We start from the raw sequence: 23,405 nt of genomic DNA on the forward strand, positions 1-23,405 counted from the left end.
CTTACTACTCCCTACTCCCTACTCCCTACTCCCTATTCCCTTCCTACGACCAAATCCCACAGGGCATCAATACCACTGCCAACATAGTCGGAATCCTGGTGTTGTTCAATCCATTCAATCACAGTAGGCAGAATATGATTGGATGTTTTGCCCAATTTGCCAAAGGCTTCGGTTGCGTCCCTACGCAGATAATAATTATCATCCATTAGTAGTGCTAGTAGAACGCTGACTACTGTTTCTGAGCTGTTGTTCAATCTGCCCAAGGCTATAGCTGCGTCACTAATCACATAATAATCATCATTCTGAAGCCGTACTAGGAGGGCATTAACTACGCTTTCTGAACTGTTGCCCAAATTGCCCAAGGTTCTGGCTGCGTCCCTACGCACATCAGAATTCTGATCCTGAAGCCCTGCTAAAAGCGTGCTGACTAAAGTTTCTGAGCTATTGCCCAAATTGCCCAAGGATTCGGCTGCCTTCCAACGCACACTAAAATTATCATCCTTTAGCTGTGCTAGGAGGGCGTTGACTACGGTTTCTGAGCTGTTGCCCAATTGTCCCAAGGCATAGGCTGTCCACCCACGCACACCAGAATTATCATCCTTTAGCTGTGCTAGGAGGGCGTTGACTACGGTTTCTGAGCTGTTGCCCAATGCCCCCAAGGCATAGGTTGCCTCCCAACGCACATCAGAGTTATTATTCTGAAGCAGTGCTAGGAGGCGATTGACTACGGTGTCTGAGCTGTTGCCCAATTTACCCAAGGCTTCGGCTGCACTACTACGCACATAATAGTGATTATCCTCAAGCAGTGCTAGGAGGCGGTTGACTACGGTGTCTGAGCTGTTGCCCAATTTACCCAAGGCTTCGGCTGCCTTCCAACGCACATAAGAATTATCATCCTTTAGGCGTGCTAGCAATATTGTAATTACCTGATCCTTTTCCCCTAACTCGGCTCGATAGTTGAGCAATCGCCACTCATCAATTAAATCCGTTCGCGTAGCGTGGCCTACGGCCAATTGCTCCTTCAACATCTCCAGAGCTTGCCCCTCAAAATCCGTTTCATACAAACTACAAATTATTTTATCAATCTGCTCGTAAACCCTCTCGCCAACTCGCTCCTCACTACTCACCTCCAACTCAACCAACCGCTCTAAAATCTCTTGAACCAAATCACGATCAGCACCACGCAAATTTTTCGGGTCTTCTGCCAAACAATTACCAGCAAAGAGCAAATCCCGGTGTAACCAATCCTCATAGTCACTAGTATTATTCAATACTGCTCGAATTGCCTTTGCCGCATTTTTTGGTTTTTGTTGTGCTATCAGCAATAATAACACTTCGCGCCAGTGGGAGTCATGTAAATGCTCCCGAATATGATTCAAAACTATTCCAAAATCATACTCATTCTCCGCTTGATAGTTAATCTCCTGAGCACACAAATATTCTTGAAATGTCTTATGGACAAACCCATAACAATCTTGCCCCTGCTGATTCAATAAACCGGTGCGATCGCGAATTAAGGTTACAAATGCTTCTGCTTCTTCTTTAGCTTGATATAACTGCACCTGCTTCAATGTTTTAATCTCTTTACTCAACTGAGCAATTAAATCATCTTGATTAATAATGGTGCTCCCTTCGTTATCGTCACTATTTCCTTGGCTATGAATCCAATAAGCTAACAATTCCATCAATCGGCGCAAATCATAGAAATCTAGATACTTAAATAGTCCCTGATTGCTGATTTCTTTGTTAGCATCCCAAGAGGTTAACAAGGTTTTGACTGCGCAATTGTAAAGCTCAAACCGTTCTTTGGGCAATACCGCTTGATACCGATGAATTAATGCAATAATTGTCAACAATAACGGATTCCGTGCCAACAAGGTAATCCGGTCATTATCATCCAGCGCCTTTCGTAAACTTTGCTTGCGCCTTTCCGCTTCTGCTTGGTCTTGAAACCGACTGTTATACCAGTTATCAATAAATGCGGAAATCTTCTGGTCATCAAAGGGTTGGATTTGATAGTGGGGAAATTCCTCAGTGCGGAAAAAATCCCGTCGATAACCAGCGGGTCTAGATGTAATAATAGCGCGATTTCTGTCAAACTGTCCTAAAAAATTCTCGATGCGCCTAACTACATCATGGCGTTTAGCCTCTTCTGCTACTTCATCCAAACCATCGAGCAATATCAAGGCTCTACCATCAGACAACCAATGCTCAAAAAATCCCACTGGTAACGGTTTCACTGCCATCGTGTTTTCCGCAAATATCCGAGCATAGTCGATCAAGCTTTTATCGAGATGTCTCGCAAAGTCTCGCATCCTGATTAAAATCGGTAGCCAATCGGTATCACCATCTAATCCTAAAATGTCAGGATTTTGCTGAGCTAACATTACTGCAAAATAGCTCATCAAGGTGGTTTTACCAGAGCCTGGGGCACCCAAGATTACCACTCGTCTCCACTGACTTTGGCTCAATAACTGCTGAGCCAAAAATTTGCAGCCAGTTGTCTTTTCCAATAGCAGCTTTTCTGGCTTTTCCCCACTACCAGCTGCTAACAACTCCCGCTCCCAAGCGCCAGCAGTTGATACGTCTTCCACTACATCTGGCATTACGAAAATCTGGGCTAACTTCTCGGATTTTTCTACATCTTGCCCAGGCACAGCAATGCCAGCAAATTTGACATGATTATACCAGTTAGCTAACTGTTGATTATAATCCTGTTTAGCTACCTGAAATTTTATATAAGTATCCGTGTGCTGAAAATACGCATTAATAAATGTCTCTATCCAAGGCTTGAGACTGTCTTGATTTAGTTCAATAGTCTTGGATTCAGCTTCTTGTTGAAATACCGTGCTTAAAATATCCCGGTCTGGCTTCCCTTGATTAAATAACGGTTTCTGTAATTCTGCGACAACAGCAGAATGAGTAAAATAGTGGTTCAAAAACCGATTAACTCCATTCCAGCCATCCGGGGGAGCGTGAAAAAATAAGCGCTGTTGACTATCCAGTTGTTTGTCCCATTGATCAACCGCTTCTGCTCCGGCTTTGATGGCTTTTTCGATATCGCTTTTAGTCAGGGATTGAGTTAAGCGCTTACCTGCTTCTTTAGCAACAATACTTAACAATGGTGGCGCTATTTGCGATAGTTCCAAACCAGCCAAAAGGGACACGGCTTCCATAATTTATAGGTAGTTATGTTGGATTGGTTTAATTATAGCAATTTATAAAGCAGGGAGCAGGGAGCAGGGAGCAGGGAGCGGGGAGCAGGGAGCAGCGAAGCTTCCGCTAAGAGCGATCGCTAATTAAAAACATCAGTAAAAAAATACTAATCTTTTTTTTAATATACCCCCTTACGAAAAAAATATAAAAAAATAAATAAAATTTACTTGACAAAATAAATGATTATTTATTAACATAAAAATGTCCCAAAAACAACAGCAAAAAACATTATGGACATCGAAAACTTTCTCCCAAATTTTGAGTATAATCCCAACAATCCTAATCTCCCTGAATTATTTAGCCAACCCCAGCCAGGACGGGAGCAAATCAAACATATATTGATCGGTTCTCCCAAAACTGTGCGGGTCACAATCTATAATCTTTATGGCCGTGGCTACGCCCAAGTTCATGAGTGGAGCACTCCTCAACCTACCGGAAATCCTAGTGAGGTGATCAGTATATTGATTCGACATCTGTTGGTAGATTAAGATAGCAAGTTGCCAGGGATGCCAATCCCTGTCTTGATGCAGTCGCTCATGGGGGAAACCCCCAAGACCGCGCTGCATCGCTGGCGACAGGTCAAAACTCAGGAGAAAGTACGACGTCTTAAGTCTAAGACCTAAGTTAGTATGTTGTTGATTTGGTGAACACATAGTCAAGAATCCTAGGGCTCTTGACTATTACAAAAAATAATTCGGTCAAGCATTGGAATTAACCAGAACTTGACCGAATTTTTTTTGTTGAGGGAACAGGGAATCGGGAACAGGGAGTAGGGAGTAGGGAGTAGGGAATCGGGAATCGGGCAGTAACGCACCACTGGGTCAAGCAGCTTTAATGACATGCACTCACATCACCCACAGCACCCATAGTGATAATGCAATAGTTTTTCTAACTTCCCACGCTAACCACTCATATCACCCCTGGTGTTAATGCAATAGTTTTTCTATCCGACCACCCTCATAACCCTCATTGCCCTTACAACCCCTGACGTTAATGCAATAGTTTTTCTGGCTGACCACCCTCATAACCCTTATAACACTCATGATGCTTTCGATACTTCTCACCCACCCCTTGCATTTTCTAAAAAATCGTGTTAATATAACAATATCGTTAAAGCAATGGTTTTGCAGCCATGATGATTTCTACCGCACAAGCCGCTAAATTACTAGGTATCTCTGCCACTCGCGTCCGTTTCCTTTTGAGCAAGGGCAGAGTCAAAGGAGCTTATAAGGTCGGTAGAACTTGGGTGATTCCTTTATTTGATGGCATGCCAGTGGTCACGCCTGGCACTCGCGGACCGAAGCGGAATTGGTCAAAGCTTACAAATTACACGAAGGCGGTCATCCACGTTAATCAGAAAGTGATTCGCCAAAATCACAACACCGGCGAACGCAATCCGGTGATTACGGTCAAACGAGGCTCTAAAAATACTTACGGTCATACTGTCGAAGTCAATGGCCCTTGTCGGGTGATGTATCGCCCAGATGATCCCCTACATTGTGGAGCACGGGTATGGATTGAGACGATTTCTGATTTTAAGGTCATCGCCTAAGCGGTCAGCGGTCAGCCGTCAGCCGTCAGTGGTCAGGTTCATGTAGGGTGGGCAGTGCAGCAGAAGACAGATAATTAAGCTTGCAAACCACGTTGCACTGCCCACCCTACGATTAATAGACCTCTTGCTGATAACTGATAGCTGATAGCTGATAGATAGTTCATGTAGGGTGGGCAGTGCAGCAGAAGACAGATAATTAAGCTTGCAAACCACGTTGCACTGCCCACCCTACGATTAATAGACCTCTTGCTGATAACTGATAGCTGATAGCTGATAGCTGATGGCTGATGGCTGATAGCTGATAAACTTGATATTAGCCCAGAGAGTTGTGGTCAGTCAGTAGTTTTTCAACTCTAGCTTCTTCAACTTTCGAGGTTAGTTTTTTCGATTCATGGATATCTCGTGTAGTTTTAGCGATGTTGATGCTAGAGCCAATAGAGAAAAGTAAACCGATACCTAAGTAGCCTTTGATCCAGTTATCTGCTGGCAAATTGGCAATGCCAATAGCCATAGCAAAAACCGAAATAACAAAAGACGCCCAAGACTGAATTACCCAACCTGTACTATGGCTTTGGTTACTAAATCGTTCTTGCATGTTACTCAACCTTTAAGTGCGATAATATTAATGAATTTAATTTTGATCATACAAAGCTTATTGTCTAGTAAGTTGAGAGCAATGACAGTTTTTGGAGCTGCATACAATAGCATTTATCGAGTAAGTCAAATAGGTGGAGGGGCAGGAGTTAGGTAAGCATTCAGCTATCAGTGATCAGCCGTCAGCTCATCAACAACCGTCGCCAGCTGAACCAACTGTCCCCAAGCTGATCAAGTATCCCTACTAAGGTGGTATGATTCTTCAATTTTCCCAATTACTGTACACTCCAGACTTCACCCCCAGTAAGGGTAACAATTCTGCTTATTTCCCAGTCATGTGAGGTAGATAAGTTGTGGATTTTAGGCAATAGGGAATAGGCAATAGGGAATAGACAATAGATAAAACTAGGAAAGAGAACCGATAATTTTTTCCTGTTCTTATAAATCAGCATTGGGTTTTATGATTTATTTGGAAATGCTATAGTTGAGCTTATTAAGATGCTATGGCACACCTGAAAAACTGGAAAACCATGACTTTATATGATTCTAATCCTAACACAAAAGCCCAACCCATAACTAAGGATTTGGTATCCATTTCTTAAGCCATTGATTCTGATCTGGCTAATTATAATTTTTGATTGTATATGTCATTGGTTTGCTAATTTTAAAATTCAGCATAAGTATTGGTGGTTAAATTATTTGTAGCTTAAGGGATTGAGTTACAGTTTGTAAAACTAGGTGATAAAAGACTAGTAAAGGGTTGATGTCAAATTATGTCAAAAAATTTTTTTTTCGGGCTTTAACACTGTATAATACCATTCGAAGTATGAAAATTATGTCAAAAAAAGCAAGTATGTCACAAAACATTAATCAAAGGAGAACAGTTCATGATTTTCCCAACGTGATTGCTGTCAAACGACAGGACTGTCTAGGTGGTTTTTTCACACCCACTCTTGCGGATATTACGGTTAAGCATAAAATGCTAGAGGACTATTTTCGTTCGCCAACCGTAGGTTTGCTCTTACCTCTTGGCTCTAAGCGGGAACAGGATACTTTTCCCGAAACTTTGAACTATTGCCTAAACTGGGGGATTGCATTAGAGAGAATTGTCGTGATACATTCACCGCGAGCGCAAGCTGTCGTGGATCACTTGGGGCTGAAGGAAAAAGGCTGCGTGATTCTCAACGAAGCAGCTATGCTTGATTTATTTAACCTAGAGCGCATTCACTCGCGCTTTGCAGTCGATCTTGCCAAACATAAAGGCAAAGGAAGAGCCTTTGCGATAGCTTTTGCTTACTTGAAATATGTTCAGCAATGGCAGACACTCAAAGATCTATTTGTTCTTGATGTTGATATCAACGCTACCCAATATCGACCACTTCACTATTTGGGATATGCCCAAGCTATTTTTCCAGATCAAGAGCGTCTATTTCTGCTCACGGCACAAAACAATACACTCAGGGATAATCACTATCTTTTTGTGATGCGCGATCCCTGGCGACATGAAAACGAACTTGGTTGCCACTATGCTAAACATTTTGATCGGCTCGTCTGGTCTCTAACTGGTGAAACAATGTTGAGATGGGATATGCTAGTCGAGCATATTCCTTTTGCGATCGCTTATGGGATGGAAACGGTGTGGCAGCTTTTTGCGGCAGATTGGGTTGCCCTTTCCCAGCAAGGTAACTATAAAGTTGCCCAAGTAGTTAACCCACAAACAAAAAGAGACGGGGGGAGTCTGGGGCAAAGTGGGCGTTGCTATGATGCGACGATGTACCGTCAATTGAGTCTGATGGCTTGGTTTCTGATTAAATATGGCAAACCGCTATATAAATTCACCCCAGAAGATTACCATACTGTTAATACCCGTTTAAGTCTGGTAAATCGTACTGCAATCTTGCCAGATAATGAAGACCATGGCCTCCCTTATGACGTTCAACTCCATTCTGATCTCTTTATCCCCCCTTTGGGAATGCTAGCCTCTGAAGATTGTTTAAATATTTAGCATTATTTAGCATTCCAAAGAGCTTAGACCACAAGTGTTGAATTGAGTAATAAACGTTACCCAAAATAACTGATATCTCTATACCATTTTTGTTAAACAACTTCATCAAGACACAGAGCAGGAATTACGATAAACATATACTTCTGGGCACTTGTCAGGCAAAAGGCTTGCATAAACAAGAATCGAAAACTACTTCTGCCCGATTCCCGACTCCCAGGGCGTGCGCTTTCCGACTCCCTGCTCCGTGCTCCCTGCCTAAATTTGAAACCGCAAAGCAGTTTATCGCCCAAGGGGCACGAGGATTATTACCGGAATCGGTCTTGGAGCATTTTGGTGAAACAGAGTGGAGTGCGCAACGGATTTGCGCTGGGTGGAACTCTTGCTTATGCTTGTGGATGCAATCCTCAGGTTTTTGGCAATGGAACACAGGAGGTTCTAGATGAGTGATTTCTTAACTCAGAACTGGGAAAAATTCTTAGAAATTCAGGCTATTGGTGATTGGAATGGCATATGGACTCGGCTGGCAGGGAATGGGGAGTTAGTAGAACGTTGTCTTGATGCAGTCGCTCATGGCGCATGGGTCTGTGTGCGGAACCTGCGTCCGCACCGCTGTTTGCCCCGTGGAAACCCCCTTTGGCGGCGCTGCATCGCTATCGATATGAAGATGGTAGGAGTGAGTCTAGAACATTTGGTCCTTACAAAAAAGGGAAGCTAACAACTCCCTTCTTAGACTATAGCTGGACTTGGGGATACACACCTAAGATTGAGCGGGGCCAGTTATATTATTTTGAGACATGCCTCAAGCACGAAAGGTTAGGAGTGAGTGGCGGCTGTAAGTATCTCGAAGATGGCTCATTACATCATGTTACCTCTATCTGGGAGACACTAGACTTCTTTCGAGGAGAGCCTAAAGAGATAGACTATACTTCTTCTGACAATTGGAAGGGGAGTATGATTTCCACTATAACCCCAGACTTAATTATCGCAACTACCAGTGATTGTCAGTGGAAGCCTATAGATGAATTAGCCCAGGAAAATATTATAGTCAGCTTCTCCCATGGAGTGACTGTTAGTCTCCCAGAAAGGTATGCCTATGATAGAGAATCTCTTATAATCACGGATTGGTTAGTGAATCCCGGTCTTTTAAAAAGGGGAATCCGTCACTATAACCAGGAAATTCTCTCACTTTTCCCTAATGAATTTCATGAGATAACATCTTCAAATATTTATTGCAATTTTTTTTGCGATCGCATAAACTGGATTATAATTAGATTTAATAACAACAATGGGCACAATCAGGATCAGGATCAAAAAAAGCGATCGCTTGATTACTGATAGATAGCAAACTTCGGGATTAGGAATAACAAAATTGTAACACAAAAACACACAATACAAAAAAAATCATGATCCGGTGACTAATTATATGGAATTAAAAGAGCAAAACTGGAAAAACTTCACGGAAAACCATTTGCGGGATTGGCATGGTATTTGGACAAGGTATTCTCCTGAAGGAGAGATAATAGAATCATTTCAAAGTCTAAGAAGCTTCCGCAGCAATCCAGAACAAACAGAACTTTATCACACTAATCGTTATATATACGCTGACGGTAGGATAGAAGAAAAAAAATGGCAGTCTAAGAAACAGGATAAGGTGTTACCTGATGGAATGGTTCACCCAGCATTTCCGTCAATGAGATCATTTTTCTTTGAACAAGGTGCAGCTACATGGTCAGCTAAACAGTTAGAACCTGGTTCGATCTTTCAACCGGCTGAATTGTTCTTCAAACATGAAGATATAAGACATAGTGTGCCAATTCTTTATGATACTAATGGCAGTTTGATGCGGATAGTGAGTATCCGTGAAGATGCAGCAGACTTCCCCAGTAACTATTGGTCAAAGGAAATCAATCTCTTACCTGAGAGAAATCTGAGTGGTAACTGGCAAGGAACTTCTGTTACCATGACCCCAGATTTAAAGGTTTCTGACCCAATAGCAACTCAACTAAACTGGCCCTTGGCAGGAAACAAAATGTTCTTTTTCCCTGATGGTATTTCTCTGAGTTGTCCTACTCAAGTCAGTATTGGCACTTCCTTTACCATTGCGGCAAATTGGCTAGTGACAGATTCCCAACTGCAACAACTTAGCGTTAACTATGATAATTATGGAGCCTTTTCTGGCTTGACGCTCGAACTATTGCACCTTTAAACTATAGAGCACTATCCCTAATGATTTGGATTTGGCATCATTTAGGGATCATACTTGATATTTTTGACGAAAACCAAAATAAAATAGGGATACTAAATGAATTGTGATAATTTTTGTTCCCTACTCCCTACTCCCTAATCCCTACTCCCTGTTACATTTACTAGAGTTTTCTTAAGCTAATGAATTTAAATAAGTTTGTCGATCCCCGATATGATATTTGGATGAAAACAGCAACTATGCTGGAAGAACGTTATCTTTCCTTGGATAGTAATGTTGATTGGGATGGGTTACCAAAAAATATTCCTTCGGCTAGCAAAGAAAGAATACAGAAAATTTTTGATAAAATTAACAACAGTGAAAACCTTAATAAAGGAGAGCGAATTTTTTTGATAATGTTAAAGCTGCTCAATGATACCCCTGTCAATAATGGAGCAGAAATTATCAAACAATTACAAAACCCTATTTGTGAAATAGAAACCATATTTGTGCCTTGGGAGATTGTCTTAGAAAATCAAAAAAGGAATCATCATGAAGCTGAAACTGATCCGATGAAATTAGCTGAGTTATATCGAACTGATTCCACAGAAAGAGCGATTAAAGACGCAAGAGCTGGTATTCCTCCTCAACAACGAGATCAATTTTATCGTGGGATTATGAAACCGCCATCAGAAACAGCTTCTCGTCGCAATATTTTTCCTGGAAAAGTAATTTATGGACTCACTGGACACTTAATTACCATTGATGAAAGTAGTGGTGCTATCCAAATTCAACAAGTTGGTGAACCTTATCAGTCTACAATCACAGGTCTTTGGTTTGATAAAGACTATTTTAAATCGATGCCTAACCGCCCCTATGTCTTTCAAAAACCTGGAGCTGATAGCAAAAATGTTTGGGATAATTATACGTTTAATGAAGCAGCAGATATTAGCAACAAAAAAAGTTAATCTAGATTAAGGAATACAAAAGTACATCGGTCCTGTGAAATAAGCCAAGGGAAAAGAGCGAAGACATAGCGGTGCGCGCACCGTCCAGTTTTTACATTGGTTTGTACGCTCATAATTGGGTAAATTTTTGGGATGAATGTACCGAGTGCCAGTAGGGGTAGGGTGGGCAAATTTTTAGAATTTGATAATTTCGTTAGGTATGATGCCCATTTGCCCACCCTACCAGATCAGGCGATCGCACTGACAGTAGTTCCAAGAGCGATCGCACTTAACGCACCCAACAAGATCAGCGTACGCCCTGTTGTTGACTTGCTATACTCCGAAATAATTTCTTATCTCCTGGGCTTTATTTGCCGCCATATGTGGTGGAATACATGCGCGGTCTTGCGCGCAACGGTTGATTACTTGCCTTAAGTACCGTTCCAATTGAGCCTGATTAGCATTGTAGACATGAGCGTGCGCCCCCTGTAATTGCTGGTTTGGATCATGGGATGATATATGCTGCGGAGATGTCTCTCTCATTCGATTCCCCAGGAACTGCGCTCTGTTCAACGCTAATATCCCGCCTCTGATCGCACTGAACGTAAACATTTTATTGCCATAGTGCCACCCGATACTCGCACCGAAATCCGGGTCTGGTCCAAAGACACGAGCACTACCATCGCCTTGGTGGGCGGCATACCCCGCTCCTAGGTCTCTTCCTCTGTTTGCTGTTATGTCCTGTGTGTACGTCGTTATGCCCGTTCCTAACATGTGGGGATAGTCCGCTGTCTCTATATCCACCCACCAGTCTAGATTCACATCTTGATGATAGTTGTCATTTGGACCATAGATACGTCGGCCTGCGTTCACTTCGTCGTCATGCACCGGTAGGGTGACCACCGTCCGCTGGATTGTTTGCCCTTCGCTAATACTCGCCGTCGAGCCTCCTTGTTGGACTACATGAGTTAATTCATGGGCAATCAATTCCTGTCCACCTTTATTTGATGGATTATACTCGCCTCTCTTGAAAAAGATGTGATTTCCGGTCGTAAATGCTCTGGCTTGGAGGGAGCGATTCAGTGTGTCCGACTGACGGTCTGTGTGGATTTTCACTCGGCTAAAATCCGCCCCCATCGCTTGCCCCATCGACCGTTGTAGACCCGCATCCAAAGCTTGGCCACCACCCCGGGCACGGGATAGGGCTGATTCCAACTCAGGTGATGCTGCGCCACCTCCAATGGCTTTCCGACGGAGCACCAAAGGCTTCAACTGCAAGTCAACTACCGTCTCTTCGTCTCTCTGTAGCCTCTGATTCTCTTGCTTTGTCTGGATTTCTTTCCCTTCCCCCGACTGAACAGTCTCTCCTTGACTGCTAACCCCAGCACCAGGGGCATTAATCTGACTCACCACCTGACGGGCTACCCTGTCCGCTTGCTGCTCATACTTATCCCCAACTGCACCAATGGTTAACTTCGGCTGCACTACCGGTAATCCATTCCCACCCACAGGCACATTTACAAAGCTACGATTCAAACCAGAAGCCCTATCAAGGTCGGAGTTTACCTGTTTTTCTGGCACCGAACGCACTGCCGCTCGCTGTAACCAACCACTACTGGGATGGGATGCACTCTGGGACTGTTGCTGATGTTTAGTTAATCCCTGACGCTTCATTTACCAGTCCTCCGTCCATAGATTGGGCATTTTTTATACCCATGTTTTCCGGTTTGATAGTCTTTGTTACATTAAACTTCGGACTAGTTGTCTCGGTCAAGGGGAAGGGATTTTGGGTTTTGGGATTAGATTTGACTCTAGTGATTAATCTTCCGGTGGGCAGTGCTTACCTTCGCCCTTTGCCAGCAAATGTATCTGTTTCAAGCACTGCCCACCCTACAGGAACGATTTGCTATTCCTGAAGACTTTGCCCGACTGATTGATCTCACGTTCAATTATGTTCCCAATCTAGTGCGGCGGTTAACTGTAACTAAATTTAGTTGCATCTTCGGGTAATGCCTTTTATAATTAATCACTAGATGGGGTGTCAAGATGACTCGACAAGAAAAGCTGATAAAACGTTTTCTAAGTAAGCCGAAGGGTTTTACTTGGGATGAATTGACCAAGCTTTTGTCCGGACTCGGCTTTGAGGAGGTCAAAGCTGGAAAAACAGGCGGTTCAAGGCGACGATTCATTAACTCTGATGGCGTGGCGATCGCTCTGCACAAGCCTCATCCTCACAACACACTCAAGATGTATCAGATTGAGCAAACGATCGATATTCTTAGGCACGAAGGATTGTTATGAATAACTTTATGAAATACAAGGAATACCTTGGCTCGGTCAATTATAATGATGAGGATGAGATTTTCTACGGGAAAGTAGAGTATATTCGTAGCCTGATCAGTTATGAAGGTCAGGATGTTAAATCTCTTCGGGCCAGTTTTTACGAAGCAGTGGATGACTACCTAGAGCTTTGTAAACTCAAAGGGATAGAACCGGAAAAGCCTTTCAAGGGAAGCTTTAACATCAGACCTGGAACCGACCTTCATCGACGTGCTGCATACGCAGCTATTGAACGAGGGATAAACTTGAACCACCTAGTGACAGAGGCACTTGAGCAGTATCTGAGATAACTGCTTGACCCTGCTTCAACCGAAAGGCGGCGGAGTGGGAGCGATCGCACTCATGCACTGCCCACCCTACAGAAACTGCCAACCCTACAGGAACGATTCCCGATTCCCGATTCCCGATTCCCGATTCCCTTTCCCCTCCTGGGAGGGGTTAGGGGTGGGTTCCGATTCCCGATTCCCGATTCCCGATTCCCGATTCCCGATTCCCGATTCCACACTTGCGGCCTATAACCTAAAATCCTCTGGATAAATTGGTATGTTTAACTTGCGAAACTCCGTCCGTGTGGCTGCCAATACCAATTCCATGGTTACGGGGGTACCTGCCTGGGCTGCTAAAAAAGCTGCATTGAGAGCAATATTATTTATACTACCACCGGTAAGATTAAATCGCCCCAAACGGTTATAATCTAATTCTTCTAAAGGTGTTTCCTCTGGAAAAACTTTCTGCCACATCAGCTTACGTTGCAACCTACCAGGGAAGGGAAACTCAATGATAAACCGCAGTCGCCGTAGAAATGCTTGATCTAGAGCACTCTTCATATTGGTTGCCAAAATTGCCAATCCCCGATAAGATTCTATCCGCTGTAATAGATAATTAATCTCTATATTAGCATAGCGGTCATGACTGTCTTTTACTTCACTACGTTTACCAAATAGAGCATCTGCTTCATCGAAAAATAAAATTGCCCCACCATCTTCTGCAGCATCAAATAAACGTCGCAGATTTTTCTCTGTTTCGCCGATATATTTACTTACCACTGCTGACAGGTCAATGCGGTAAAGATTTAGTTGTAAATTATTAGCAATCACTTCCGCTGCCATCGTCTTTCCGGTCCCACTTTCCCCAGCAAACAAGGCACTGATACCCATTCCCCGATTCATCCGTCGTTGAAATCCCCAATTTTCATAGACTTTACGACGTTGGTTAACTTGGTCAGCAATTTGATGGAGCAAGCCCATTTCTTCTTTTGGTAAAACTAGATCATCCCAAGTGGCTTTGGCATCGATGCGAGTCGCCAAGTTATCCAATTGCGGACGAGTGCTAAGTAAACAAGCATGCCAAAGACGAGTATGGAATTCGACCCTATCTGTTACCTTTTCATCCAGTGCTAACCGGGCATTCTGCTCAATAGTTGATAGGTTAAGATTAAACTGACTGGCTAAAAGGGAGGGACTTTCTGTTAAGCCAGCATCACCAAGACAGTTGCTCCAAGCTGCTTGTTGTTCTGGGGCGGTGGGTTTGGTAATATCAAGGGTAACACTGGCTCTACTTAAATGCGATCGCGCTTCGTGGGTATCGAGGAACAACAAACTGTGGTACCGTGATAAAAATCGGTGGAGTGGTGAAGCGGAACCAGTAGTTGCGGATTTTTCTTGTTCCTGGGCATCGAGGTAAAGCACCACTGGCATCAAAATACTTTCCCTCTCCCACAATCGCAAGAAAGTTTCCAATTCTGCGGCTGGGGTCGGTAGTAACCCCGATGGTAAGCGATACAGTTGCAAACCAAGAGCGGCAGCAGTATGACCAGCAATTAGCTCCTTACTAGGACTATCTGTACCCAACAACTGAATGATGGGTAAATGGGGTGCAGAGCTTGCTTGTTTGAGGTTGTTGATAATTTTTTTAACAATAGTTTCCTGAGAAGGAGGTAGGTTACCTGTGGGGGGTTCCACCCTCATTACTAAGGTTCCCAGTCGGTCATCTAAGTAATTTAAGCCTTTGAGGTAATTGACAATTCGCTCATCAGCTCGTATAGCACTAGTAATTAAAGGTTGATATCCTACCTGGTTAATTTCAATCAATCGCCAATAACGCAGGGGACGTTCCGGTGAAACTACATGCCAAGCGGGTTGGTCAAACAGGGAAAGCGCTAAAGCAAAGGTGGGATAGGGACGTTGTCCATCGTTTTGAGCCAAAGCACATAAACCAGCAATGCGGGTATCCAGTTCCATCCCCGCACACAACAGCAACACCCCTTGTTCAAAAGGGGATAGTCCAAACCGCTGACTTAAATACACCAAGGCCGGGTATGGCTCTATGGCTGCAACGGTTTCCATTGCACCATAAGCCTGCTCTATGTCTGTATCTATGACTTCTTTTCCAGCCAGCTGTTGTAAACGCAGACGCAGCCAATCCAGTGCCTTGGCTAAGTAGTTCTCATTACGTTCTAACCAGTAGTCTCCCCGACTCATGATAGCGATCTAAGGGTGAATTACTCATACAGCATGACTCAAAACTTATTACTTTTGGAATTCAGGTCAGTGTAGACAATTTTGAGAAATTGTTCGGGACTGAGAAACCCTTTTCCCCAGGTGGAATCGAACTCAGCAGTAGGCTTGGACCACTAGAGACATCAATGAAAGGATAGATGCCATTGAATTGACATCTCCCCCAGCTAAAGCACGGGGGATTCTCAAAGGATGTTACGTCGCAGGTTGAAACCGTGCGACTTCACTCCTTTTCCTGTACGATCTAGACAGAGATGTGAACAGATCATACCGGTGCGGGAGTGTCAATGCTCCCCTACCTGCCTTGGTTAGGTCGAGTCCTAACTGTACAGTTACTTTCCTGGCAATATTGGCTGCACCGTTGCAGTCTGCGTTAACCAGGTGACCGTTGGAAGACTTATACAATCCACGTTTCATCCTTTTGCCCGACGGTGTCCATCCTGTGGGTTTTTCACCATGTTTTGGGAGGCTGTCGTCGTCAAGGTAAGACGCTTTACTGGTGTACGCTTCCTCAGTAATTGTTAGTTTTATTCCATATTCTCGACAGAGTTGTTTTAGTCTTTCTATTAATCTCTTGGTGGGGATGACCACAAACTTTTGATTTCCTCGTCGCCCCATGTTTGTTCGATTTTTCTGCCCCTCATTCCAACCAATAATAAGATTTCCGATACGATCGCTAAGACAACGGTTGATGATAAATCTGGCCGCTTTATTGACAGCATCGCGCATCTGATTATTACGCTTCCTCTGAACTCTATCAAGGTTGGCATCCCAGTAAAACTCAGGTTTTCCAGCTTTGTACTTCGCAACAAGACGGGCATATCCTTGGTTCATTGACTTGAGCTTACGACCATCAATTATCAGACTCTTTCCTTGGGTCGAAACTCCAGTCAACCAGTTATCGCCACCGTGATCGAAACTCCATGCCTGGGAATAGTCTAGGTTCGGATCTTGTTCTACTGGTTGTTTCCCATCATCTATTACCCAATCAATCCATAGTTGCCCATAGTAAGGGCGAATTGTTACCTCTTTAACCCAGTCTGGGTCTATGAATTCTGGGGCTTCTAGTACAATTTCACCTAATAATTCTGGCTTACTTTCCTTGCTTATAGACGGATAAAATAATCCTTTTCTATAGGTGAGGGCTTGTCGCGGAAAAGTAACAGCAGCCAGTCCTCCTTTATTTCTATACCTAAGAAGCTTTGGCCTGTCTACTTGTCCCTTGTAATAAAGTGGAACTAGCTGATTGTAACTTGTGATTGATTCAGCCACAGATTTAAGGGTCTGCTGTGCTGATTGGGCGGCCATCGCCTTGTAATGGGGATTGTTCTTCAGCTCTTTGCATAGTTCGGCATACTTTACACTACACTTATAGGTTTTCCATCCGTAGCGAAGTACGTCTTCTTTCCAGTAAGTAGTAAAAGCTTCTGGTTGTTGTTCTAGCCAACTATAATGTTTTTGTTTGGAGTAATAGATCGCACAATTCCACAGACTGTTAGCGTTTTCACACTGAAACAGCCAGAAAGCTTTTTCTTCGTCAGTAAATGTTGCTTTTACAGGAATCGTTTTGTACATCGCAAGCTATCACCTCCTTATATATATTATGACCTATTTAGATCATAAAAGTTCCACGTTTTCGGGATACGACTGGATAAATCCAGTCGCTCTGTTTCACCCCGGAGACGAAACCTTAGAATAAGGCAGCCTTAATCATAAAGTTTTAACCTTTTACCCATAACCGACCAACCATAAAGGCTGCCTTATTCTTGCGGTAACTTCTGACCCGGTCTAAAGACACAGGGCTCTCACATTTCGGGAAGTTTTGGTAGAGTGACCAAGAATAGTGAACATCGGCTCAGTAAATTCATGGCTAATGAATTAATTAGTTGCTCAAAACCTTGTTGTTTTTTGCTATAATTTAGTTTATGAAAAATAATTTCAGAAATGATTCAGCAACGGTTACATTGTGAATCATTTCTGATTGCCATTCGGTTCCAATTCGGCTAAAACTATTTGGTAAAACTAGACTATTTGGTCAAACTAGTTAGTGTTAATTCAAACTTTCTTCCTCCTCCTCGTAGTTATTGTCCTCTACCCCCATCAGTTCAGAGATTTCTACGTCATCACCTAGGGGATTTTCTTCCTCTAAAATCTCCCGTGGGATCAGGCGATTATTAGACTCTAACCAATCTAAAAGGGAAGTTTCTTGCTTAAGGGGAATGACCTCAGCGAGTTGATCACGATGTAGTTCACGTAGAGCAGGATTGTACATAGGCTTCTTCAGCTAATATGGACGAGGTGAAAACCTTTAACTTTGAGTCTAGCAGTCAGCTAGAGGAAATTTTATGATTGGCAAGGCGGAACTCTTAGAAGCGATCGCAGGAAAGAATCGTGGTCTCTTAGCAAGCAAAACCGATAAAACAGCAATACTCGCAGCAGTTACCCAACTGGAAGGGAGAAACCCCACCCCTCGACCCCTTGAGGCGCAAGACTTGCTAGATGGTAACTGGCGTCTGCTATATACTACGAGTCAAGAACTTTTGAATCTTGACGGATTTCCCTTGGTACAACTGGGTCAAATCTACCAATGTGTTCGTACCTCAGATACTAAAATTTACAACATAGCTGAATTATCTGGTATTCCCTATCTCGAAGGTGTTGTCAGTGTTTGTGCTAGTTTCGAGCCAGTATCTCAATGCCGGGTTAATGTTAGGTTCGAGAGGTCTATCATTGGCCTACAAAGCTTCCTGAGCTATAGCTCTGCCAATGATTTCATTGAGCAAATCGAAGCTGGCAAAAAGTTCCCAGCTATTGACTTTCCCATCAATAGGGACAACCAACAGGGTTGGTTAGAGATCACCTATCTTGACGATGACCTGCGCATTGGACGGGGGAATCAGGGGAGTGTGTTTGTGTTAACCAAGAAATGAGTAGGGAGTAGGGAGTAGGGAGTAGGGAGTAGGGAGTAGGGAGTAGGGAGTAGGGAGTAGGGAGTAGGGAGTAGGGAGTAGGGAGTAGGGAGTAGGGAGTAGGGAGTAGGGAGTAGGGGTTGGGAAAATTGACTGTACCTCATAACTATGATCAAGGCTATATCTGTTCCCTAACCCTCAACAAACAACCCTCAACAAACAACCCTCAACAAACAACCCTCAACAGTGATCATGAATTAGTAACCAGCCTCTTCTTCGTATTCTGGAGCTTTCTTTTTCTCAGGAATGTTGACTCGCGGTGCTTTGTAAGGCTCTGGGGAGCGGTCATCATCCCAGGCATCACCCTCGACTTCGTACTTGTCATAGTCCTGGGTGTTGGTTTTACCATAGGAAGGCTCGGGTGAGCTATAGACTGGCTGCTCGTAGCGCACTGGCTGAGGGGACTCTTTCCGTTCATCGCTCCAGTTATCTTCTTCTAATCTGGCTTCGACATACTTCTTCGGGACTGGTGCTTCTCGTCTGATCGGCTCTAGTTCTGGCTCTTGCCAATCGTCATCCCAGGCATCTTGGGCTCGGTTGGCATTCTCTACTGTCTGAGAGATAGGAGTACGTATTGGAATCCCCGTTCCCAGTTGATTTTCTGGTCTAGCCGTTGGAGTATAGTATGGGTCTTCTGTGTCCTTTTCCCAAGGGGGTCTGCCAATCCCCATACGCTCTAAGACCCCGACGGTTAACTGGATCAGATGCTCTTGAGCTTCCTCAAATACAATTAATCGGTCTGGACCACTGCTGACAATTTCATCAATGGGTAGCTCATAAGTACTAATAACCTGGTCGGGTATTTGGGGTAACCCTATTGATGCAATGATTAGGGCGGAAACGGTGCCATCTTCTACATTGAACTTGAAGCCTCTAACCCGACCTAAGAGTTCACCGGTTTCGGTGATCACTTCGCTGTTAATCAGGGTACTATAGGCATCGACATCAATATCTTCGATAACGTCTTGATCATCTACCAGGATGACATCACCAAATTGCCGAATGCTGCTCAGGAGCATGTACTTTGGCATACCGGCTACTGCCAGAAGGTTATCTCGCAGACCCAGTGCCACAACCTGCCGTCTGTCTATATCTACCAAGAGTTCCTTGACGACTCCGAGGCGCTTACCATTGTCACGGGTAATTACCTGAGTATTTAAGATATCGGAGCGTGGACGAATTTGTTCCGTTGTCATTATATCTCGCTTTTCCTGAGCTATACTCCTGATGGATTAAAAATAAATAATACGTGAGCATTAATACGTGAGCATTCAGCTAAAGGCCTTGGCCGTTGGCCACGCGGGGCGCGTTTGGCCACGCTACGCGAACAGCTTTCAGCTTTCAGCTAAGGTAATGCAACCCTTAGGTTGATCAACAGACTACAGAGGTTATATACAACCTCTGAACATCGGTTTTTTTTTCGTACAGGACGCCCTTCGGACGAGGGGTTCGTGGGTCGGTTCTCTCCAAAATCAATCATGAACGGCTTATAGCTGATGAGCCTTGGGCTGAATGCTTACAATAATAATGGATTTGATGAATGGGATTTTATCTAGTTAACCGTACTTTTGGGTGATAGTTTTAAACCCAATACTTGAGTGTATGCTCCCCTGGCTTGGGTAACACCAATGGTGCGTTGAGCAGACTCAATCATAGGACGGCGTAAGCTTACTACAATAAATTGCGCAAGTTTAGCCTGTTGTTTGATCATTTTAGCTAATCGCTGGACATTTGCCCCGTCCAAAAACATATCGACTTCATCAAAAGCATAAAATGGCGAGGGACGGTAGCGTTGTAGGGCAAAGATAAAGCTAAGGGCTGTGAGGGATTTTTCTCCTCCTGACATAGATGCTAGCCGCCGCACCGGTTTACCTTTGGGGTGCGCCACCAGGTTGAGTCCACCGCTAAAGGGGTCCTCTGGATCATCGAGTTGTAAATAACCGTCCCCATCGGAGAGTTCAGCAAATATGGCTTGGAAATTTTCATTGACGGCATCAAAGGCTTCTTTGAAAGCACGGTACCTCAAGGTGGTAAAGTTTTCTATCCTTAGCAACAGTTCAGTCCGTTCACCAGCTATGGTTTCCAGTTTCTCAGACAGTTCCTGGAGGCGAGTTTGAGTTCGGTCATATTCTTCTAATGCGAGCATATTCACGGGTTCCATAGCCTGTAGACGTTTCTGTCCGTTGCGCAGTTCCTTTTGTAGTTGTTCTAGTTGAGCAGCTAGGGAGTCCAAGGCAATTACCTCTGAGCTTTTTTTATCACTAGAGGGGGAAGTTTTTTTGACAATTTGAGGTATTTCTGGTAACGGGTTTGGTAATTCAGCAGCTTGGTCTTGGAGTTGAGTTTGGAGACTAGCAAGTTTTTCTGCTCTAGCAGACTGGGTTTCTTGGAGTTTTTGCTGTTGCCAAGAGGTTTCTTGGTGTTGTTGGCGCAGGTTTTGTAGGTGTTGCTCGGTGCGATCGCGTTTTTGTTTTTCTTGCCCCAATTTCTCCTCTAACTGGCGTAAGGCAACTGTAGTTTGGGTAATTTGCTCGGTGAGTGTCTCTAACTGAGTGTTAATTGCTGATTGCTGCTGTTGCCAAGATTCGATTTGGGTTTGATAGTCTGCTATTTGGCGGTGGCCTTCGGTAAGTTTATCCCTGAGGCGCTGCTGCTGATTCTCCTTCTGTTGTAGCTGTTTCTCGGTATTTCTCAAGGCTTGTTCACACTCGCGCAACTGAGTTTCTTGGGTTTTAATGGTGTTCTGAATCTGTTGCCACTCGTTATGAGTTTGAGACTCCTCCAGTTTAGCGAGTTGTTGCCGTAAGTGGGCAAGTTGGGATTCTTGTTGGGGTAACTCTATCGCTATGGTCTCTAGCCGTTGAGTAGCGGCGGAGAGTTCTTGGTTGTTTTTAGCCAGAAGCGATCGCATTTGGGCTTGATTGGTCTGAGATTGCTCAATCTCCCTTTGTAACTGTTCCAAACGTAATTTGGTTTCCGAGTGTTTTGCCCTAGTTTCTGTCAATTCCTGGGTAATTTGTTTGACTGAGGCAGATTCGGTAGTAATCAATCCCTCACAATGGTTTAAAATCTGTTCAATTTCCGCTAACCGGGTTCGCAAGCTACGGATTTCAGAGGACTCCATGGTGTCACTGGTACCAAAGTGCAATCCCGAACGGTGACTGCTGCTACCACCAGTCATGGCACCGCTTATTTCCAAGATTTCCCCATCTAGGGTAACGATGCGGTGTTTACCCAAGTAGGTACGGGCATCATTGAGAGTTTCAAAGACTACCGTAGACCCAAACACATAGGCAAAGACTTTTTGGTAACGGGGGTCGCAATCAATTAGCCTAATGGCGTAGTCAACAAAGCCTTTAGCATACCGTAGCACAACCGTTTCGCTAAATTGCCTAGGTTGGATTTTGGTCAGAGGTAAGAAGGTGGCTCTGCCAGCGCGTTTTTGTTTGAGGAGTTCGATCCCAGCCGCTGCTACACTATCATCTTCTACCACTAAATTACCAAGGCGTGCGCCAGCAGCAATTTCTAAGGCTAGCTGATAGCGGGGTTCAACTCTACCCAATTGGGCGACTAATCCACAAACTCCTATTATACTACTTTCTAGGATAACTTTAGTAGCATAGGTCCCTTGGGCTTCTTGTTGAGCTTGGGCTTGGGCTTCTAGTTTATCGAGTTGCCGTTGTTTTTGCCGTTGTTCCCCGAGCAGGCGAGTTTGGGTTTGTTGTTGGAGTTGTAGTTGTTGTTCGGTATTCCCTAAGGATTGGGCGAGGGACTGGACTTGTTGGGAATAAGTGGTTAATTGAGTTTCTAATGCCACAGCTTGGGTTTGCTTGGTGGCGATTTCTGGTTCTAAGGTTTGCAGTTGCTGGGTTTGGTCTTGGATTTGCCGATTTAGCTGATTCTGACGCTCTTGGAGTTGAGCTTGCTCGGTGCGTTGGGGGTTGATGGTTTTGAGTAGGGTGTCGATCTCCTTGGTGAGGGTGGTTTGTTGTTGTACCCAGGCATCACTAGCGGCTGCGATCGCATTGGCTTGTTCTCGGCTTTGGTTGAGAGCAGCTTGAGCCTCATCCCGTGCCACTTGTAAGGAGGTTTTAGACAAGGTCTCTAGATCAGTTTTTTCTGCGATCAACTGTTGCAGGGTTTGCTCGACTTGTTTAATTTTCTCTTGTGTACGTTGGAGATTGACAGCGGCATTTTCTAGATTCTCAGTTAGTTCCTGCTGTCGGGTTTTTAATTGACGTTGTTCGGCTTGTTGAGTGGCAAGGGTGGATGCGATCGCAATTTGCTCTTCTTCTCCTAAGGCTTTGACCCGAGCATTGAGTTGGTCAAGTTCAGTGGTAGTTTGGTTGATTTGTTCCTCAATGCTAGTAATCTGAGCAATCAGCTGGGCTTTTTTTGTATTAGCAGCATCAATCTTCTGTTGGAGTTGGGATACTTGCTTCTGGAGCAATCGCCATTTTAGAACAATTTCCCACTGTTGCTTTTGTTGGAGTTCAGCACGGAGTTTTTGATATTTCTCAGCTTTAGCACGGTCAGCAGCTAAGCGATCGCGTTGAGCGGTCAGTTCTTGTTCAATAATTCGGCAGCGTTCTTCTCGCTCTTTAACAGTGGCCAGGGTTTGTTTAGTTTGGGTAATTTTGCGGTCAAAGGCAGCAACTCCAGCTAATTCGTCAATAATCTCCCGCCTTTCTCTGGATTTCATTGAGATAATGCTAGTGACGTCTCCTTGCTGGACAACATTGTAGCCTTCTGGGTAAACCCGCAAGCGATTGAGTTGTTCATGAAGTGCAGTAACAGTACAGGGTTCACCATTGATGTAGTACTGGGAACTGTAATTACCTTGTTTAGTGACTCGCAGCCGTCGGGTCACACTCCATTCTAGATCAGTTGCAGGTTGGTCAGAGGTTGAAGGTTGGTCAGGGGTTGACGGTTGTTCGCGTAGCGTGGCCTTTTGGCCAAGGTTATTGGGTTGAAGGTTATTGGGTTGAAGGTTATTGGGTTGAAGGTTATTGGGTTGAAGGTTATTGGGTTGAAGGTTATTGGGTTGAAGGTTATTGGGTTGAAGGTTATTGGGTTGAAGGTTA

Annotated in this window: 24 protein-coding genes; 13 read left to right on the forward strand and 11 right to left on the reverse strand. The window is 44.1% G+C overall.

The window, feature by feature from the left end; genetic code table 11:
* Positions 1-32: 32 nt before the first annotated feature.
* Positions 33-3,176, reverse strand: coding sequence for a HEAT repeat domain-containing protein (locus F6K57_RS14505; protein WP_293068684.1), 3,144 nt, complete (start codon positions 3,174-3,176; stop codon positions 33-35).
* 270 nt (positions 3,177-3,446) lie between these two features.
* Between F6K57_RS14505 and F6K57_RS14510 the strand changes: the two genes are divergently transcribed.
* Complete coding sequence (locus F6K57_RS14510) at positions 3,447-3,704, forward strand: hypothetical protein (protein WP_293025519.1); 258 nt, start codon at positions 3,447-3,449, stop codon at positions 3,702-3,704.
* Between the two features lie 176 nt (positions 3,705-3,880).
* On the opposite strand, the gene F6K57_RS14515 is transcribed toward F6K57_RS14510, so the two are convergent.
* A complete protein-coding gene (locus F6K57_RS14515; RefSeq protein ID WP_293068687.1) occupies positions 3,881-4,057 on the reverse strand; it encodes a hypothetical protein in 177 nt (58 codons plus the stop codon).
* A 291-nt stretch (positions 4,058-4,348) separates the two neighbouring features.
* Here F6K57_RS14515 and F6K57_RS14520 point away from each other — a divergent pair, with 291 nt between their 5' ends.
* Positions 4,349-4,768: a helix-turn-helix domain-containing protein gene (locus F6K57_RS14520; RefSeq protein ID WP_293068690.1), complete on the forward strand. Its 420-nt coding sequence runs from the start codon at positions 4,349-4,351 to the stop codon at positions 4,766-4,768.
* A gap of 313 nt (positions 4,769-5,081) precedes the next feature.
* On the opposite strand, the gene F6K57_RS14525 is transcribed toward F6K57_RS14520, so the two are convergent.
* A complete protein-coding gene (locus F6K57_RS14525) occupies positions 5,082-5,363 on the reverse strand; it encodes a YiaA/YiaB family inner membrane protein (RefSeq protein WP_293025525.1) in 282 nt (93 codons plus the stop codon).
* A gap of 274 nt (positions 5,364-5,637) precedes the next feature.
* A complete protein-coding gene (locus F6K57_RS14530) occupies positions 5,638-5,814 on the reverse strand; it encodes a hypothetical protein (protein WP_293068693.1) in 177 nt (58 codons plus the stop codon).
* A 311-nt stretch (positions 5,815-6,125) separates the two neighbouring features.
* Between F6K57_RS14530 and F6K57_RS14535 the strand changes: the two genes are divergently transcribed.
* From F6K57_RS14535 to F6K57_RS14560, 6 genes are all read left to right on the forward strand, one after another.
* Entirely contained in the window at positions 6,126-7,367 is a 1,242-nt protein-coding gene (locus tag F6K57_RS14535; RefSeq protein ID WP_293068696.1) for a hypothetical protein, read from the forward strand.
* 167 nt (positions 7,368-7,534) lie between these two features.
* Positions 7,535-7,810 carry a hypothetical protein gene (locus tag F6K57_RS14540; protein ID WP_293025529.1) on the forward strand — a complete coding sequence of 92 codons (276 nt, stop codon included), beginning with the start codon at positions 7,535-7,537 and terminating at the stop codon, positions 7,808-7,810.
* Entirely contained in the window at positions 7,807-8,082 is a 276-nt protein-coding gene (locus F6K57_RS14545; RefSeq protein ID WP_293068699.1) for a DUF3598 family protein, read from the forward strand. The genes F6K57_RS14540 and F6K57_RS14545 overlap by 4 nt, the downstream gene beginning before the upstream one ends.
* 104 nt (positions 8,083-8,186) lie before the next feature.
* The gene (locus F6K57_RS14550; RefSeq protein ID WP_364302890.1) at positions 8,187-8,702 is read left to right on the forward strand and encodes a hypothetical protein; all 516 of its coding nucleotides are present in this window, start codon (positions 8,187-8,189) and stop codon (positions 8,700-8,702) included.
* Between the two features lie 76 nt (positions 8,703-8,778).
* A complete protein-coding gene (locus tag F6K57_RS14555) occupies positions 8,779-9,573 on the forward strand; it encodes a DUF3598 family protein (protein WP_293068704.1) in 795 nt (264 codons plus the stop codon).
* Positions 9,574-9,752: 179 nt separating this feature from the next.
* Positions 9,753-10,517, forward strand: a complete 765-nt coding sequence (locus F6K57_RS14560) for a hypothetical protein (protein ID WP_293025537.1) — start codon at positions 9,753-9,755, stop codon at positions 10,515-10,517.
* A gap of 312 nt (positions 10,518-10,829) precedes the next feature.
* On the opposite strand, the gene F6K57_RS14565 is transcribed toward F6K57_RS14560, so the two are convergent.
* Complete coding sequence (locus tag F6K57_RS14565; protein WP_293025539.1) at positions 10,830-12,170, reverse strand: DUF4157 domain-containing protein; 1,341 nt, start codon at positions 12,168-12,170, stop codon at positions 10,830-10,832.
* 162 nt (positions 12,171-12,332) lie between these two features.
* On the opposite strand from F6K57_RS14565, the gene F6K57_RS14570 reads away from it, so the two are divergent.
* Genes F6K57_RS14570 through F6K57_RS14585 form a run of 4 tightly spaced genes read left to right on the forward strand, consistent with a single transcriptional unit; the run spans position 12,333 to position 13,373 of the window.
* Complete coding sequence (locus F6K57_RS14570; RefSeq protein ID WP_293068708.1) at positions 12,333-12,506, forward strand: hypothetical protein; 174 nt, start codon at positions 12,333-12,335, stop codon at positions 12,504-12,506.
* Positions 12,507-12,542: 36 nt separating this feature from the next.
* The gene (locus tag F6K57_RS14575) at positions 12,543-12,797 is read left to right on the forward strand and encodes a type II toxin-antitoxin system HicA family toxin (protein WP_293025542.1); all 255 of its coding nucleotides are present in this window, start codon (positions 12,543-12,545) and stop codon (positions 12,795-12,797) included.
* Entirely contained in the window at positions 12,794-13,126 is a 333-nt protein-coding gene (locus tag F6K57_RS14580) for a type II toxin-antitoxin system HicB family antitoxin (RefSeq protein WP_293044348.1), read from the forward strand. Before F6K57_RS14575 ends, F6K57_RS14580 begins: the two co-directional genes overlap by 4 nt.
* Positions 13,127-13,130: 4 nt before the next feature.
* Positions 13,131-13,373, forward strand: a complete 243-nt coding sequence (locus tag F6K57_RS14585) for a hypothetical protein (protein ID WP_293068711.1) — start codon at positions 13,131-13,133, stop codon at positions 13,371-13,373.
* Here the strand turns inward: F6K57_RS14585 and F6K57_RS14590 are convergent.
* From F6K57_RS14590 to F6K57_RS14600, 3 genes are all read right to left on the reverse strand, one after another.
* Complete coding sequence (locus F6K57_RS14590; RefSeq protein ID WP_293068714.1) at positions 13,349-15,316, reverse strand: ATP-binding protein; 1,968 nt, start codon at positions 15,314-15,316, stop codon at positions 13,349-13,351. The two genes, F6K57_RS14585 and F6K57_RS14590, sit on opposite strands and share 25 nt — an antisense overlap.
* 231 nt (positions 15,317-15,547) lie before the next feature.
* Positions 15,548-16,927 (reverse strand): transposase, encoded by a 1,380-nt coding sequence (locus F6K57_RS14595; protein ID WP_293068717.1) that lies wholly within the window; start codon positions 16,925-16,927, stop codon positions 15,548-15,550.
* A gap of 475 nt (positions 16,928-17,402) precedes the next feature.
* Positions 17,403-17,624 (reverse strand): DUF3134 domain-containing protein, encoded by a 222-nt coding sequence (locus F6K57_RS14600; protein WP_293025549.1) that lies wholly within the window; start codon positions 17,622-17,624, stop codon positions 17,403-17,405.
* A gap of 73 nt (positions 17,625-17,697) precedes the next feature.
* Between F6K57_RS14600 and F6K57_RS14605 the strand changes: the two genes are divergently transcribed.
* Positions 17,698-18,282, forward strand: coding sequence for a PAP/fibrillin family protein (locus F6K57_RS14605; RefSeq protein ID WP_293025551.1), 585 nt, complete (start codon positions 17,698-17,700; stop codon positions 18,280-18,282).
* Here the strand turns inward: F6K57_RS14605 and F6K57_RS14610 are convergent.
* The 3 genes from F6K57_RS14610 to smc all read right to left on the reverse strand — a co-directional run.
* The gene (locus F6K57_RS14610) at positions 18,249-18,425 is read right to left on the reverse strand and encodes a hypothetical protein (protein ID WP_293068720.1); all 177 of its coding nucleotides are present in this window, start codon (positions 18,423-18,425) and stop codon (positions 18,249-18,251) included. The genes F6K57_RS14605 and F6K57_RS14610 overlap by 34 nt on opposite strands.
* A gap of 93 nt (positions 18,426-18,518) precedes the next feature.
* Positions 18,519-19,517: a PRC-barrel domain-containing protein gene (locus F6K57_RS14615; RefSeq protein ID WP_293025554.1), complete on the reverse strand. Its 999-nt coding sequence runs from the start codon at positions 19,515-19,517 to the stop codon at positions 18,519-18,521.
* Positions 19,518-19,873: 356 nt separating this feature from the next.
* Positions 19,874-23,405 (reverse strand): chromosome segregation protein SMC (gene smc, locus F6K57_RS14620; protein ID WP_293068723.1); only part of this gene is annotated, 3,532 nt, incomplete at its 5' end.

The organism is Moorena sp. SIO4A5 (assembly GCF_010672005.1).
In the GTDB taxonomy this organism is placed as follows: Bacteria; Cyanobacteriota; Cyanobacteriia; order Cyanobacteriales; family Coleofasciculaceae; genus Moorena.